This is a genomic window from Acinetobacter sp. I-MWF (genome assembly GCF_025433935.1).
Classification (GTDB): Bacteria; Pseudomonadota; Gammaproteobacteria; order Pseudomonadales; family Moraxellaceae; genus Acinetobacter; species Acinetobacter guillouiae.
On the sequence record NZ_JAMBAR010000001.1, the window covers coordinates 2,077,764 to 2,090,375 of the forward strand.

Consider the following 12,612-nt stretch of genomic DNA (forward strand, 5'->3'; position numbering starts at 1 on the left):
TTTTAGTGAGTATTTTTTTAACTATATGATTTTAAATAACTATAAAAGATAGTTAAAAGGTAGCTAAAAGGTTGGTTGATTGAGTAAACATGATTCGATAGGCTAAATAAGCCTAAAAAATGAGATCATCCTTTTTGCTAATTGCAATCAACGTGAAAATTAATGCTCAGGGTTCGAGTTTTGCTTTATAATCGAGATTCTTTACCGATTTGTTTATAAAATTTGGCTCATGTTAATTCGTAAGTTATTTAAGTTTGAAAATGCACACATTGTGCGCAATTGCACGTCAGATCGTTGCAAACGGTCTATACACGGGCACAGCTATAAAGTTGAATTACTACTTAAAGCTTCAAAACTTGATCATGGTCAAATGGTATATGACTTTGGATTGCTTAAAGGTGTAATCAAAGAAATTTTCGACAGTTTTGACCATGCGATCTGTTTTTGGCAAGAAGATAACCCTGAATATATTCAGGCGTGTAAAACTTTTAGTGCTCGTTGGGTGGCTTTGCCAGTTTCTCCATCGGCTGAACAGTTTTCACGGATATTCTTTTTCCTCGCGCAACAGATTTTAAAATCAACCATTACCCAAAATGGGGAAGGGGATGTTGAAGTCTATTCTGTGATTGTGCATGAAACCGATACAGGTTATGCGCAAAGTTTTCAAGAAGATATTGAAAATGCTCAGATGGGACTGTTGAGTCTGGATAAAATTATTTTTTCTGAGCAGGTCACATCTGAATGGTCTGACCCAGAAATGTATGAAAAATTGAAACAAGGTATTCCGTTTCAAAACCCTGAAGTGGATTTACAGGTTAAACTTTAAATGATGATTCTTGAGTGAAATCCATCTTTAGGACAAATAAATTTTTAGGAAAATGAAATTTAGGATGAAAGTTGATGCAATTATCTGAACTCGAACAAACAAAATTAAATCAAGTTCGGTTAGATCAAAGTTGGAAAGAAGGTTTAGCTGAGTTTCTTTTGAGTCAGCAAATGGATGATTTGCGTTCTTTTTTAGTTGCTGAAAAAAATGCAAATAAAACCATTTACCCACCGAGCTCACTTATTTTCAATGCATTAGACACAACGCCATTGAATCACGTAAAAGTGGTGATTTTAGGACAAGATCCTTATCACGGTCCTGATCAAGCCCATGGGTTAAGTTTTTCCGTACAAAGAGGCGTTGCATTGCCTCCGTCTTTACGTAATATTTTTCATGAGTTAAATACAGATTTAGCTGTACCTGTATCCCGACATGGTGATCTCACCAAATGGGCTCAACAGGGTGTATTGCTTTTAAATAGTGTGTTGACAGTGGAAGCTGGGCAACCAACATCACATCAAAAACGCGGTTGGGAAAATTTTACAGATCATGTGATTGATGTGTTGAATGAGCATAGAGAGCACATTGTATTTATACTTTGGGGCGCATATGCTCAGAAAAAAGGACAACGTATAGACCAAACGAAGCATCTGGTATTAAAAGCTGCGCACCCATCTCCATTGGCAGCAAATCGTGGTGGCTTTTTTGGTTGTAAGGTTTTTTCAAAAACAAATAATTATCTGAAACAATATGGCATTGAGCCAATCGACTGGCAGCTGGACGCATGACAAACTCTCCCGAAATAAATAATTATCACCCAGATCTGATTATCGAAGAAGCGAAAAAGGGATGGCGAATTATTCGCTTAAATCGTCCTAAGTCGCTTCATGCACTTGATGAATCTATCGTTGCGGCATTATTGAAGCTGTTTGAGGATTTTCATCATGATGACTCAGTTAAGGCAATTTGGTTAGATTCAACCACGCCTAAAGCTTTTTGTGCAGGCGGTGACGTTCGTAAATTGCGTCAATTGGTGATCAACAATGAAGTTGAAACAGCCAATAAGTTTTTTGAAACGGAATATGCTTTAGATTTACTGTTGCATAATTATGCTAAACCTGTAGTGGTTTGGGGTGAAGGTTATGTCATGGGTGGTGGCTTAGGCTTATTCATGGCAGCGCCTTTCCGTTTAGTTACACCGTATTCGCGTCTTGCTATGCCTGAAGTGAATATTGGTCTATATCCAGATGTAGGTGCTACACGTTTCTTGGCAGATCGTGGTCCGATAGGTTTATTTACGGGTTTAACTGGATCGATCATGACTGCAGCGGGTGGTTATGGGATTGGTTGGGCAACCCATATTTGTGATGCACAACGTGATGTGGTTTTACAGAAACTGATTGATATCGATTGGGATCATTATCCTGCTGGTGATTTCCGTGCTTTAGATGACACCTTAAATAGTTTACATCGTCCTGTTTCACCTGGACCGTTGCAAAACTCTTTGGATGTGATTCATAGTGTTTGTCGTGGTGTAAACTTTGAACATGATTATGAGGCGATTATTGGTCTAAGTGATGCGCGTAGTGATTGGTTGCGTCAAGCCAGTGAGAATCTACAAAAAGGTTCACCAAGTACTGCTGCGATTACCTGGTTGTTATGGCAGTGGGGACGTCAAGTTCATCCTTGGTCTGAGGTTTTTGAATTAGAAAAACAAATTTCTGATTGGAAAATTCGTCATCCTGACTTTGTTGAAGGTGTACGCGCACGTTTGGTGGATAAAGATTTATCACCAGAGTGGGAACAGGTTGAGTCGCGAACATTGCGTGGAATCCTTGCGAAGAATCCACCTGTCACAACAATTGACAGTTGGAATGCGCTGCTAAGCCAGTACGGTATCATTTAAGGTCGTATGACTGAAGAAACTCAACATTACATAGATCAACAATGGATGCAGCTGGCTTTAGAGCAAGCTGCATTTGCTGCATCTATCGGTGAAATTCCAGTAGGAGCTGTGATTGTAAGTCAGGGGCAAGTGATCGGTAAAGGTTATAATCAACCGATTGCTCAGCATGATCCAACAGCCCATGCGGAAATTCAGGCACTGCGCAATGCGTGTCAAAAGATTGAAAATTATCGCCTACCAGAAGACGCCACTTTATACGTCACACTTGAACCTTGCACCATGTGTGTCGGTGCATTAATCCATGCAAGAATTCAACGTGTGGTTTTTGGTGCGACTGAACCTAAAGCGGGTTCACTCATCAGTAGTCGTCAACTGTTAGAGATTGGCTATTACAATCATATATTTCAGTTTGAAGGTGGTTGTTTACAAACGCAGTGCTCAAGCCAACTGTCTGATTTTTTTAAAATGCGCCGTGAGCAAAAAAAACAATTAAAGTTACAACAAAAGACCTTAAATGACTCATTAAAATGATCTAGAATACACAAGATTTTATTGACAATGAAAATTGTCAAAATTAGGGTTTAAAAAATATAGTTAAAGTTTAAAAGGGTATAACAATGAATTCTATTCAAGTAAAACAAGAGTTTAATGCACCAATCGATCAGGTATTTGACTTGTTATCAAAACATTCAACCTATAATGTGGCTTTTGCACCGATTCAAGTTGTACGGGTAAAAGATGCTGCTGATCCTGAACGCCCAGATGGATTAGGTTCTATCCGTCGTATGGGGTTCGGTCCGATCAAGCCGATTCAAGAGCAAATTACGCATCTGGATGTCAATAAACGTATCGAATATAAGTTAATTAACAATCCATTGATTAAACATCATATTGGAATTATTGAGTTTACAGCGCTTGCTAAAAACAAAACCCGTGTTGACTATACGATCGAATTACAAGCACGTGCACCATTTGTGAGTAAATTAATACTTGCACAGCTTAAACTAGCGATTACACTTGGATTTAAGAAACTTGCTAAGTCTGTAGCTTAATTGGAAATTCAATGACAATTCAAATTATCACAATCGATGGGCCAAGTGGTTCTGGTAAAGGAACACTTGCAGCAAAACTTGCGCATCACTATCAATTCCATTTATTAGACTCTGGTGCGCTGTATCGTTTGCTTGGATTGTCATTGCATCAAAAAGAATTGTTGGACGCATTAGACACTGAATCTGTATTGCAACAAAGTGTGACGATTGCAACAAATCTAGATATCGTATTTAAGAGTGCTGACAACGGAATCATGATTTTGTTGGATGGTGAAGATGTCTCACAAACGATTCGTACTGAACGCGTTGGTGAATTTGCTTCAAAAGTCGCAGCAATTCCTGCGCTTAGAGCGGCATTGGTAGATCGACAACATGCTTTTGCCCAGTTGCCTGGCTTGGTTGCCGATGGGCGTGATATGGGTACTTCTATTTTTCCACAAGCACAAGCGAAGATTTATCTCACTGCCTCAGCTGAGTCCCGTGCAGAGCGTCGTGTAAAACAGTTGCAGGGAATGGGGCTGGATGTTAAAATAAGCGACATTTTAGCAAATATACAAGCTCGAGATAAAAGAGATATGGAACGCACAGTCGCTCCACTCAAGCCAGCAGAAGACGCTTATGTCATTGATAGCTCAGAAATGAACATCGATGAAGTGTTTAAACTGATGACTGATTATGTCGAGTTACATTTAGCTAAATAAAGAATATTTAACCAAATATTAGCCAAAGCATAGCTTGATCAGTTTATACGGACTATGTGGATGGCTTAACTAAACCGGCCTTGTCTGATCCAAGACCGTTGACTTTACTAGGTATATCATGACCGAATCTTTTGCAGCCCTCTTTGAAGAAAGCGAATCAACTCTCAATATCGACAAAGGTGCCGTTATTAAAGGTATCGTTGTTAGCATCGACTCTGACTGGGTTACTGTTGACACTGGCCTTAAATCTGAAGGTGTTGTTGCACGTTCAGAATTCTTAAACGAACAACGCGAACTTGAAGTTCAAGTTGGCGATGAAGTTGATGTTGTTGTTGAAGCGCTTGACAACGGTATGGGTCAAACAGTTTTATCACGTGAAAAAGCGAAACGTGCTGAAACTTGGACTAAACTTGAAAAAATCTTTGAAGACGGCGAAATCGTTACTGGTGTTATTTCTGGTAAGGTTAAAGGCGGTTTCACTGTTGACATCGGTCCAGTTCGTGCATTCTTACCAGGTTCATTGGTAGATACTCGCCCTATTCGTGATACAACTCACCTTGAAGGCAAAGAGTTAGAATTCAAAGTAATCAAACTTGATGCTAAACGTAACAACGTTGTTGTATCTCGTCGTGCTGTAATGGAAGCTGAATCTTCAGCTGACCGTGAAGCGCTTCTTTCTCAATTGGAAGAAGGCCAAACAGTTACTGGTACGATCAAAAATCTTACTGATTACGGTGCATTCGTTGACCTTGGCGGTATTGATGGTCTTCTACATATCACAGATATGGCTTGGAAACGCATCAAACACCCTTCAGAAGTTGTTGAAGTGGGTCAAGAAGTTACTGTTAAAGTACTTAAGTTTGACAAAGAACGTAATCGTGTATCTTTAGGTCTTAAGCAATTAGGCGAAGATCCATGGTTAGCGATCATGAACCGTTATCCTAAAGGTTCTATCGTTAAAGCACGTGTTACAAACTTAACTGACTACGGTTGTTTCGCTGAAATCGCTGAAGGCGTTGAAGGCTTAGTACACGTTTCAGAAATGGATCACACTAACAAAAACATCCACCCATCTAAAGTGGTTCAGATCGGTGATGAAGTTGATGTTATGGTTCTTGAAGTTGATGAAGAACGTCGTCGTATTTCATTGGGTATCAAGCAAACTCGTGCGAACCCATGGGAAGAGTTCTCTAAGTCACACGACAAAGGTGAAAAAGTTTCTGGTACGATCAAGTCTATCACTGACTTCGGTATCTTCATCGGTTTACCTGGCGGTATCGATGGTCTAGTTCACTTGTCTGATATTTCTTGGAACGAACAAGGCGAAGACGCTATTCGTCGTTACAAGAAAGGTGATACAGTTGAAGCAGTTATCTTGTCTGTAGATGCTGAAGGCAACCGTATCAGTCTTGGTATCAAGCAAATGAACAGCGATCCGTTCAATGACTTCTTAGCTGCTAACGAACGCGGTGCGTTGGTTAAAGGTACAGTAACTGCTGTTGACGCTAAAGGCGCGACAATTAAGTTAGCTGACGAAGTTGAAGCTTCTTTGAAAGCATCTGAAATCAACCGCGATCGCGTTGAAGATGCAACTAAATTCTTAGAAGTTGGTCAAGAAGTTGAAGCTAAAATCATCAATGTAGATCGTAAATCACGTTCTATCAACTTGTCGATTAAAGCGAAAGACGAAGCTGAAGAGAAAGAAGCTGTAGCAAACTTGAAAACTACAACTGCGCCTACTGGTCAAGACAATGGTCCTAAGACAATTGGTGATTTGATCAAAGCACAGATGAACCACTAAGTGATTGTTAAGAAGTATTATTTAATGTAATTAATTAATATTTTTTATTCAAATAGTGTAAAAGGTAGCGTAGTATATGATTACTGCGCTACCTTTTTGTATTTAAAAAGGATATTATCTGGTGTATATCAATTAGCATTAAAATTAATGAGGTCTTAAATGACAACTGAAGCACTTAATAAGTCTGACTTAATAGAAAGAATTGCTCTTAAAAATCCGCATTTAGCAGAGCCATTAGTCGAAGAAGCAGTTAAGATTATGATCGATCAAATGATTGCATCATTATCTTCAGATGACCGTATTGAAATTCGTGGGTTTGGTAGTTTTGCTTTACATCACCGTGAGCCACGTGTGGGTCGTAATCCTAAAACAGGTAAATCAGTAGAAGTTGCAGCAAAAGCTGTACCTCACTTTAAACCTGGTAAAGCACTCCGTGATGCAGTAAACGAATCTGCTAATTAATAAAATTCGAATGAGGTGAGTATGCGCTATTTCTTAGTTGCATTACTACTGGTAGTCTTTGGTTATGCTTTAGCATTAGTCTTGCAGAATCCAGCTGAACTACCTGTAGATTTATTGTTTACTCAAGTACCAGCAATGCGTTTAGGGTTATTGCTACTATTAACTTTAGTGCTTGGGATTGTTCTTGGATTGTTGCTTGGTGTACAGGTGTTCCGTGTATTCCAAAATGCATGGGAAGTTAAGCGTCTTCGTAAAGATATTGATCATCTCCGAAAAGAACAAATACAGACAGCACAATTGGCCGCTGCTGAAGCTGCCGCAAGTGCTCGTCATGAAAAGACAGTATTAGATATTCAACCAGAAAATAAGAATATCAATACGCTTTAATCATTATGATAAAAAAGCGCTTTACCATCAGTGTAAAGCGCTTTTTTGTTGGTACTGATTTTTTTGACTGTGTCGATTATTCAACATCAAAAACTTTGTTCAATATCATCAAACAAAAAAAGAATATAAGTTCGCTATTTTTTAATCATATACGATATTTAAATAAGCTTGAGATCTGACCAGACCAGGTGTCACCGTATTTGCGGTTCTCACGTAATTGGCTTTAATCACATGTTGAATCAGTTGAGCAGTACTTAAATTACCAAAGGTCCATTTGTTAGTGCTCTTTGATTGGTTTGGATCTAGACTAATTATCGCATTATTTTTATCACGTAAACGAATACCTACACCAGTCGCATAACCTGCACCGACTTGATTCTCTAATATATTTGTTGCATTGGATTGATTTAAGGCGTCCGTGGTATAAGCCTTTATTTCACGACCTGCGCCATCATTTAAATTTGCACAATTTATACTGAGGGTTGCTGTATTGCTTGAGCTTAATGCGGTCTCATTTCCGACTAAACCCAAGTTTCGTACACTAACATCAGGCAGTGCAATGGTGTAGCTACTTTGACTCAGTGAGCATGTGGATTCAGAGATATTGACTGTTGCATTTAAATATACGGGAATTTGTGTATTTGCAGGGATAAGACCATTATCACTAACACGTCTTAAACTGATGGTTGCTATTCGTAGATTAGAAACATTGATCGTTGTGGGGTATGAGGTCATTGTTGATGTTCTAGGTAAAACATATAATGTCACCCTCATTTTTACACCATGGGTATCACCACTATAACTATAAATTGCTAATTCAGTGGTATTTAGTGTTTTTAATGTACCACTCGCCGGTGCATCGCCCATTTCAACTTTAATCCCTAAAGCTGGGTAAGCATTTAAACGCGAAATATTGGCATCATAAGGAGTCACATTGGCAGCAAAAATATTCCCAAAAATGGTTCTATTTGTGCCAACAGTACATCCAGTGTAAACACGGAAAATATCAAAATTTGCTGAAGCAACTTCGCGGGAATATACATTGGACTGTACTGATGTCCCTTCATATTTATTGATATTCATGGTGCTGGCATTCATCGTTGGCATGCTATAGCCGCTGGTGAAATTGCTGCCTACACTGCAATCTGCAAATACTGCAAAACTTGCAGGGAGTGTAGATAACATAAATAACAATTTATATTTCAGCATAAAATTACTCCGTGCTTATTTGCAATTTAGGCTAAAGCTTGCAAAAGGGATTTGAGTTTTACTTTGTTCCAATATTTCTTTTGAAATATTGAATTGACAAGAATCAGTATTACTCCAAGAGACGCTATAGCGTCCAGGATTTATATTTTGCATAAAAATTTGCTGACCTTGTCCTACTGTAGTCACTGCATTACCCAAAGCATCTTTCACTTGAGCACCCATTGGAATGAGCACCTCATTTGCGTGTTTAAGTTCAATTAAGGCTTTTGTAGTTTTTAACGCTTTAAAATCCACTAAAATACTTGCGTTCGATTTAGGTACAACTTGCAATTGGGTTGCATCAACATCGGTATTTAATGGAATTGTATTTGGGTTTAAGTTGATACTATTGTATTGGTAAGGATTTAGATAGGGAATAATCGCATTGCCCCAGCGATCAATTTTAATATTATTTCCATTGGAGAGGCTGGTTCCCTCTAAACCTTTGGCATGAATGATTGCAAAAGTATCATTTAAATCATTGGCTAAGGTAATGCCGTGTTGATGTGCAACAATTGCACCTTGTGCTTGTAAAGAGTATTGACGTTGTTGGTCAAAGTCGGTTGCATAAGTCGATGCTAAATAAACCGGATTGGTTCGATAACTCAAAGAACTGCTGAAGAGATCTTTATCTTTACTATTTGAATAATTGAAGTTATAGCCGAACTGCTGATTTTCACCTAAATTTCCAAATATGCCGACTTGGTTGGTATTGAGTGCATTATTATCAGGATAGACTTCACTACTTAGGCGTAAATTACTATTTTTCTTTTTAAACGATAGAGGAATATTCACATTGACAAAGTATTGAGTGTCTTTATCTAATTTGTATTGATCATTTTGAGTATGTTGCATACCGACATAGTAACTGATGCCTTTATAACTATTGCTATAGCTAATTTGATAAAATTTTTGTGTATTGATTTGATGCCAGAATTCATACTGTGAAAAACTGGCTGAAACAGCACCAAACTGATGACCTAGGTTCTGGCTCAGTTGAATATAGTTTGATGACTTGGGCCGACCATTAAGTACCAATGCAGAACTGTTGTTTTGAATATAACGATTCTGCATGGCTTCATCGAAGGAATAATATTGATCATTTCCATAAACAGTACTGTTTAAACTGATATTTGTTTTTGCACCGTTTAGAGCAAGGTTATAGCGCAGCGTAAGCAAAGAACTGTCTAAATTTTGGTTAGATTGGTTAATATCTGCTTTAACAAAATTACTTTCTAAAGCGATACCACCGAGTTTGGTATTTAACGCGGTTCCTAGAATATAGGATTGGTAATGATCACTGACCAGTGCTGAACTGCTCACTGAGATAAAATCATTTAATCCATAATCAAAAGATGCATTGATTAACTTCTCATCATAGGATTTGCTATTTTGACGAAAAGTACCTACTGCAATTTGATAACGATACTGCTTTGCGCGGATAGATTGAATAAAATTATTATAAGGTAAATCAAAACTGCGGATTTCACCATTTGCTTCAATAATATCTACATTTAATGTACCACCCGTCCCAGGTGTTTGGAGATCTGTAATATTAAATGCGCCGGCAGGAACAGTGCGTTCCATAATAATTTGTTGATTTTGGCGAACGCGTATTAAAGCATTACTTTTTGCATAACCTGAAATTGTGGGTGCGTAACTTTGCAATGAAACCGGAAGCATTCTGTCATCGCTGGCAAGTTGTACCCCACGAATGGCGATACTCGAATTACTATTGATGGTTTTGGTATTGGTATAGAAATCACCAAGAGTAAGCTGAGTTTTTAAACTAGGCAGTACTCGCATAAGCTTGTTTTCATAGCTGGTATATTGGCCTGAATGATTGCTGTCTCCCATACTAGTACTACCAGAATGACGGAATTGCCAATCATCAATATTGATACCAGAATTAATATTCAGAAAGCTAGAATCTTGTTTGTTGTCCTGACCATAATCTGAATTATAGTAATTGTAGTAATATTTGAGAAAAGCACTATTTCCACCAGTTTCCCAAAGTGATGGATCTATATAGCCAAATGGTCGTTCATTTAACATCGATTGAGGGCTTGAAACATCCACTCGTTGTTCCGCTATATTTAGCTTCCAGAACACGACATGATTCATTAAGCGTGTATCTATACAGTCACCAGTGACTTTATCTAAATCGATAAGTTTATGATTGAAATCAAGCTGCTTAACAGTACTGCGTGGAATACAATAACGTTGCTTTTCAGGTGATTCAGGATCATCTGAAATATGCACAATAGAGCGGGTGATATAACGATCATTTAGGTAAATATCGAGGATGTAATCATTTGGCGCGACTTTATCGCTTGAAACAAACTTTTCAAGATCAATTGTTTTAGAGTTTTGGCCGTATAAAAAACTATTATCGAATTGTGGTGCTTGCGCTATAACATTTTGATTGCATAGATATAGACTTAGCGCCAAAACACTATACCTAAGTGTGAAATGTTTCAAGCACAATTCTCCCAATAATTTAGATTAAAACTGTTTCTCTATTGTCGATAAACTGCCGTAGTCATTGATTAAATAAAGCTGTACGGACTTAGCGTCTGATAAATTTTCGACCTCAATTTGTTGTTTTGAAAATGGTTCTATGAAGCTTAGATTTTTAATTTCGCTTGGCGTACCATTTTTTAAAACCAGATTCGATTTACCAAAATTTAAGTAATAAGGTGTTGGATTGTTGATTTGTAGTTGGTTGTTTACACGCTGTACTTCAACTTTTTGAAACGCTTGTTGCTGTTCCATTTTGATGCTAGTTGGTCGGTAAAACAGTTTTAAGCGATTACGTATCGCAAATTGTAAATAATTTGCTTCAGCTGTTGGCTTGGCAGGGATATCAAGCACGTTAAGCCAAAATAATGTTTCTCGATCAGTAGCAAGCTTTTGTTTTTGATTGAAAATGACACGTAAAGATTGTCCTTTCGCAGCTTCAATCGTAGTTATCGGAGGGGTAACAATAAACGGGGCTTGGGTTGTGGTTGGATCTGCAATAATGTCTTTACTGTCCACCCATGATTGTACTAATGCAATTTGATCACCTACATTGGTTAATTGCACAGATACAAATTCTTTATCACTTGGGTAAATTACACGGGTACCTGTAATCACAATACCAGCATGCGCGGATGTGATCAAAGTACTGAGCATTAACAAGCTAGAAATAAAAAATGGTTTTTTCATTGAAAGACCCTTGGGGAGATGCAAGTCTGGTTAAGATGTAAAAATTAACCAGACCTGTTTAAAAAACTTACAGACCCAAATTTTTATTTATTGATATACAACATAGTAAGTTGCAGTCGTGCTTACATCACCAGCAGTTGTTGCACCTGTTGCATAGTAACGCGCATAAAAATCAAGATTTGCAGAACCGTTTGCAGTTGCAACATTTGAAGTCACAATGTTTTGACCTGTACGATCTTTAGTTAGGTCAATCACTGCTTTTGCAGAGTTTAATAATTGAATATTTACGTTTGTTGCACCGCCAGTGGTTACGGTATTGTTTAAACGACCTGAAGTATTAATATTTGCATTGGTGTTGTCATAATAAACACCCACATTACCTACAGGGCATGCTGTTAAATTAATCGTAAATTTAGTGTCGCCATTTGTTGTCGCCGCTGTCGCTAAAGTTGATTTACCTACAGTCGGTAAAACAACAGTGTAGTTACCAGCAGTACCACCAACTGTACAGGTTTGATCAACGATTTTTCCTGTAACTGTTACTGTACCATCAGCAGCCGCAAAAACTGTTGAAGATGCTAAACCTAAGCCAATGATCGCTAAACCCAATTGAATATTTTTCATAGAATTTCTCTCAATACTGCGTTGATTTGCCCTTTACTGGTACTTTCCTAATAAAGGGGAAGTGTTTAGGAGCTAAACAATAAGGGCTACTATAAATTTTTCCTAAATAAAAACAATGAAAAAAAGAGACAAATATCACATTATTTTTGTGTTACAAATACAATATAACGTTATTTGTTTTGGATTTATTTTTTATTATTTAAATACAATAGGATATTTATAATTAATATGTTTATTTATTTTAACAAGAATTTGTTTCTGTTTACTAAAAAGTGACAAAAAATGTCACTTTTTGTGAATAGCGTCATATTATAGCAAATTATTTTGATCTGCTTATATTAAGCGAGAATAAGTTTTTAAGATTTTCTAAAATAATTTATTATCATGATTAATTA

Annotated in this window: 13 protein-coding genes; 9 read left to right on the forward strand and 4 right to left on the reverse strand. The window is 37.6% G+C overall.

Features of this window, described 5'->3' with window-relative positions; translation table 11 throughout:
- The first annotated feature begins 229 nt into the window (after positions 1-229).
- The 9 genes from M2R48_RS09600 (at position 230) to M2R48_RS09640 (ending at position 7,135) form a co-directional block, all read left to right on the forward strand.
- On the forward strand, positions 230-826 hold the full coding sequence (locus M2R48_RS09600) for a 6-pyruvoyl trahydropterin synthase family protein (RefSeq protein ID WP_262085945.1): 597 nt from the start codon (positions 230-232) through the stop codon (positions 824-826).
- Positions 827-900: 74 nt separating this feature from the next.
- A complete protein-coding gene (gene ung, locus M2R48_RS09605; RefSeq protein WP_151957114.1) occupies positions 901-1,614 on the forward strand; it encodes a uracil-DNA glycosylase in 714 nt (237 codons plus the stop codon).
- Complete coding sequence (locus M2R48_RS09610; protein WP_004720808.1) at positions 1,611-2,732, forward strand: enoyl-CoA hydratase/isomerase family protein; 1,122 nt, start codon at positions 1,611-1,613, stop codon at positions 2,730-2,732. Before ung ends, M2R48_RS09610 begins: the two co-directional genes overlap by 4 nt.
- A 6-nt stretch (positions 2,733-2,738) precedes the next feature.
- The gene (gene tadA / locus M2R48_RS09615) at positions 2,739-3,263 is read left to right on the forward strand and encodes a tRNA adenosine(34) deaminase TadA (protein ID WP_262085947.1); all 525 of its coding nucleotides are present in this window, start codon (positions 2,739-2,741) and stop codon (positions 3,261-3,263) included.
- A gap of 86 nt (positions 3,264-3,349) precedes the next feature.
- Positions 3,350-3,784 carry an SRPBCC family protein gene (locus tag M2R48_RS09620; RefSeq protein ID WP_262085949.1) on the forward strand — a complete coding sequence of 145 codons (435 nt, stop codon included), beginning with the start codon at positions 3,350-3,352 and terminating at the stop codon, positions 3,782-3,784.
- A gap of 11 nt (positions 3,785-3,795) precedes the next feature.
- Entirely contained in the window at positions 3,796-4,485 is a 690-nt protein-coding gene (gene cmk / locus M2R48_RS09625) for a (d)CMP kinase (RefSeq protein WP_262085950.1), read from the forward strand.
- A 118-nt stretch (positions 4,486-4,603) separates the two neighbouring features.
- Positions 4,604-6,286, forward strand: a complete 1,683-nt coding sequence (rpsA, locus tag M2R48_RS09630) for a 30S ribosomal protein S1 (protein ID WP_004821252.1) — start codon at positions 4,604-4,606, stop codon at positions 6,284-6,286.
- Positions 6,287-6,445: 159 nt separating this feature from the next.
- A complete protein-coding gene (locus tag M2R48_RS09635) occupies positions 6,446-6,748 on the forward strand; it encodes an integration host factor subunit beta (protein WP_004720793.1) in 303 nt (100 codons plus the stop codon).
- Between the two features lie 21 nt (positions 6,749-6,769).
- Positions 6,770-7,135, forward strand: coding sequence for a lipopolysaccharide assembly protein LapA domain-containing protein (locus tag M2R48_RS09640; protein WP_004821255.1), 366 nt, complete (start codon positions 6,770-6,772; stop codon positions 7,133-7,135).
- A gap of 141 nt (positions 7,136-7,276) precedes the next feature.
- Here the strand turns inward: M2R48_RS09640 and M2R48_RS09645 are convergent, their stop codons facing one another.
- The 4 genes from M2R48_RS09645 to M2R48_RS09660 all read right to left on the reverse strand — a co-directional run bounded on the left by M2R48_RS09645 (position 7,277) and on the right by M2R48_RS09660 (position 12,217).
- Positions 7,277-8,344 carry a fimbrial protein gene (locus tag M2R48_RS09645; protein ID WP_262085951.1) on the reverse strand — a complete coding sequence of 356 codons (1,068 nt, stop codon included), beginning with the start codon at positions 8,342-8,344 and terminating at the stop codon, positions 7,277-7,279.
- Between the two features lie 15 nt (positions 8,345-8,359).
- The gene (locus M2R48_RS09650; protein ID WP_262085952.1) at positions 8,360-10,864 is read right to left on the reverse strand and encodes a fimbria/pilus outer membrane usher protein; all 2,505 of its coding nucleotides are present in this window, start codon (positions 10,862-10,864) and stop codon (positions 8,360-8,362) included.
- Positions 10,865-10,888: 24 nt separating this feature from the next.
- Positions 10,889-11,593, reverse strand: a complete 705-nt coding sequence (locus M2R48_RS09655) for a molecular chaperone (RefSeq protein WP_262085953.1) — start codon at positions 11,591-11,593, stop codon at positions 10,889-10,891.
- 87 nt (positions 11,594-11,680) lie between these two features.
- Positions 11,681-12,217 (reverse strand): fimbrial protein, encoded by a 537-nt coding sequence (locus M2R48_RS09660; protein WP_262085955.1) that lies wholly within the window; start codon positions 12,215-12,217, stop codon positions 11,681-11,683.
- Positions 12,218-12,612 lie beyond the last annotated feature (395 nt).

Coding starts and splice junctions, on each gene's coding strand:
- M2R48_RS09600 (WP_262085945.1), top strand. CDS start 230: ATGTTAATTCGTAAGTTATTTAAGTTTGAAAATGCACACATTGTGCGC.
- ung (WP_151957114.1), top strand. CDS start 901: ATGCAATTATCTGAACTCGAACAAACAAAATTAAATCAAGTTCGGTTA.
- M2R48_RS09610 (WP_004720808.1), top strand. CDS start 1,611: ATGACAAACTCTCCCGAAATAAATAATTATCACCCAGATCTGATTATC.
- tadA (WP_262085947.1), top strand. CDS start 2,739: ATGACTGAAGAAACTCAACATTACATAGATCAACAATGGATGCAGCTG.
- M2R48_RS09620 (WP_262085949.1), top strand. CDS start 3,350: ATGAATTCTATTCAAGTAAAACAAGAGTTTAATGCACCAATCGATCAG.
- cmk (WP_262085950.1), top strand. CDS start 3,796: ATGACAATTCAAATTATCACAATCGATGGGCCAAGTGGTTCTGGTAAA.
- rpsA (WP_004821252.1), top strand. CDS start 4,604: ATGACCGAATCTTTTGCAGCCCTCTTTGAAGAAAGCGAATCAACTCTC.
- M2R48_RS09635 (WP_004720793.1), top strand. CDS start 6,446: ATGACAACTGAAGCACTTAATAAGTCTGACTTAATAGAAAGAATTGCT.
- M2R48_RS09640 (WP_004821255.1), top strand. CDS start 6,770: ATGCGCTATTTCTTAGTTGCATTACTACTGGTAGTCTTTGGTTATGCT.
- M2R48_RS09645 (WP_262085951.1), bottom strand. CDS start 8,344: ATGCTGAAATATAAATTGTTATTTATGTTATCTACACTCCCTGCAAGT.
- M2R48_RS09655 (WP_262085953.1), bottom strand. CDS start 11,593: ATGAAAAAACCATTTTTTATTTCTAGCTTGTTAATGCTCAGTACTTTG.
- M2R48_RS09660 (WP_262085955.1), bottom strand. CDS start 12,217: ATGAAAAATATTCAATTGGGTTTAGCGATCATTGGCTTAGGTTTAGCA.